The following is a 1,983-nucleotide window of genomic DNA, read 5'->3' as shown; positions in this document are numbered from 1 at the left end:
ACTGCTGGGCATCTTCCAAGTGTCCATCCTGCACAACCTCGTCCATCTCGCCTTCGGCGTCGCCGGACTGGCACTGTCACGCACCGCAGCACAAGCACGGCTCTACCTCCTCGCCGGCGGCGCCATCTACCTGGTCCTGTGGCTGTACGGCGTGCTCATCGATCACGACAGCGCCGCCAACTTCGTCCCCGTCAACACCGCCGACAACTGGCTGCACCTGCTTCTGGGCCTAGGCATGATCGCACTTGGTGCCCTGCTCACCCGGGGACGGCACACGACCCGGACTGCCGTATGACCGGCAGCACCATGGCACATCGACAGCAAGCACCCGCCAGCCGTGCGGGCCGGAGCGACCGATCTTGTGCTTACCGCAAGCGGGGACGCACCTGCTCGATGAGCGGGTTTCGACTCCGGGGTCACGCGATGGCGGCGTCTGACCATGAACGCCAAGGCTTACCGGCTTCACCAGCTGCTGAAACAAGCTGCGGTCAAAGAACAAGCTGCACTGGTCGCGGGCGGTGATCGCCCCCTCCCCCATCCGGGCCGCCCGCAGGGGCCATAAAGCGGGCAGTGCTTCGTATCAGCGTGTGCTGCGATCAGCTCGTCCGTCAGGGACGGTAGATCATTTCGATGAGGCCGGCGGCGATCAGCGCCCAAGCGGCGAACCCCAGCAGCCACATCGAACCGGCGAAGAACCCGACGGTTCCCAAGACGGCCATGAGGAGAAGAAGGACGTACTGAGACCGTGCCTACATGGCCAGTTGGCGGTTGTGCCGGGCATGGGGAGTGGGCGGTGGGGATGGATCGTTCCGGACGGCTTGTGGGAGATCGCGAGGCCGTTGCTGCCGCCGGCGCGGGTGCGGCCGCAAGGGGGCGGGGTCGCGAACATCGATGATGAGGCGGTCTTCGCCGCGATCATCTACGTGTTGGTCAGCGGCTGCGCCTGGCGGGCATTGCCGCCGTGCTTCGGAGCGTCGAAGTCGACCGTGCACCGCCGCTTCGCCATCTGGTCGCGTGCGGGAGTCTGGGGACGGCTGCATCAAAAGGTCCTGCAGCTCCTGGACGAGCGGAACTTGGTCGGCTTGTCCCGTGTGGTCCTCGACTCCACGCACGTGCGCGCTAAAAGGGGGGCGAACTTGCAGGTCCGAGCCCCGTGGACCGGGGTAAGCCCGGTTCCAAGATGCACGTCCTGTCCGACGCGAACGGACTGCCTCTACGCGTCGGCGTCACCGCGGCCAACACCCACGACAGCCAGGCCCTGAAGCCGATGCTGTCCCATTTCCACATGGGACACGAATCCCACGCAGCCGATTCCAAACCCCAGCGTCTGCACGCTGACAAGGCGTACGACGTGCCCCACCTGCGGCGATGGTCATGGGGCAAGCGCATCGGCGTCCGGATCGCCCGCAAGGGCATCGACTCCAGCGAACGGCTCGGCCGACGCAGGTGGGTCATCGAGCGCACCATGTCGTGGCTGACCGGCTACCGCCGTCTCACCCACCGCTACGAGCGCCATCCCCGCAACTACCTGGCCTTTCTCGGACTGGCATCCGCCCTCTGCTGCTACAAACGGCTCCTCAAACTGACCATGTAGGACACCGTCTGAGTGCGTCGGATCTTGTGGAACGGGTCGCCGGCGTTCGTCATTTGCGCCGCCCCCCTTTCATTGATGGGCGCTTTGGCCTTCTCCTCCGCACCAAGGTCAGGGTTCAGCCGCCGACGTGGATGCCGGGGCGGCGGTCGGGGTCGGGCTCGTTGCTGCGGATGATCTCGCGGGTGACCGGGGCGGTGTCGCCGCGGCCGAGCAGGAAGTAGCGGAACATGTGCTTCAGGGGGCTGCCTTCGGCCCAGGCGAAATAGCAGTGCGGCCGTACCCCGGTGGCGTCGTGCAGGGCCAGCAGGACCGCGGCGATGGCGTTAGGCGCGGCCGGGGCCTGTGCGCGCAGGATGCGGTGGCCGTCGACCTCCACACCGTGGACGGTG

At 66.6% G+C, this 1,983-nt stretch carries 2 protein-coding genes and 1 pseudogene; 2 read left to right on the top strand and 1 reads right to left on the bottom strand.

All coding sequences use genetic code 11. The features are described from left to right. Together ABTZ58_RS40020 and ABTZ58_RS40015 are read left to right on the top strand one after the other, a co-directional pair. The coding region (locus ABTZ58_RS40020; protein WP_351368428.1) for a DUF4383 domain-containing protein at nt 1-295 on the top strand (295 nt) is incomplete at its 5' end. Nucleotides 296-779: 484 nt separating this feature from the next. Then, nucleotides 780-1,594, top strand: a protein-coding gene (locus ABTZ58_RS40015; protein ID WP_351368431.1) for an IS5 family transposase whose coding sequence is annotated in 2 segments (ribosomal slippage) — nt 780-1,122 and nt 1,122-1,594 — 816 coding nt in all. Because the reading frame shifts where the segments join, the coding sequence is not laid out codon by codon here. A 115-nt stretch (nt 1,595-1,709) separates the two neighbouring features. On the opposite strand, the pseudogene ABTZ58_RS40010 reads toward ABTZ58_RS40015, so the two are convergent. Beyond that, a pseudogene (locus ABTZ58_RS40010) lies at nt 1,710-1,983 on the bottom strand (amino acid transporter); the annotation flags it as partial.

The organism is Streptomyces sp. NPDC094143, from assembly GCF_040303825.1.
Lineage (GTDB): Bacteria > Actinomycetota > Actinomycetes > Streptomycetales > Streptomycetaceae > Streptomyces.
This window is presented reverse-complemented; position numbering and strand designations above follow the sequence as displayed.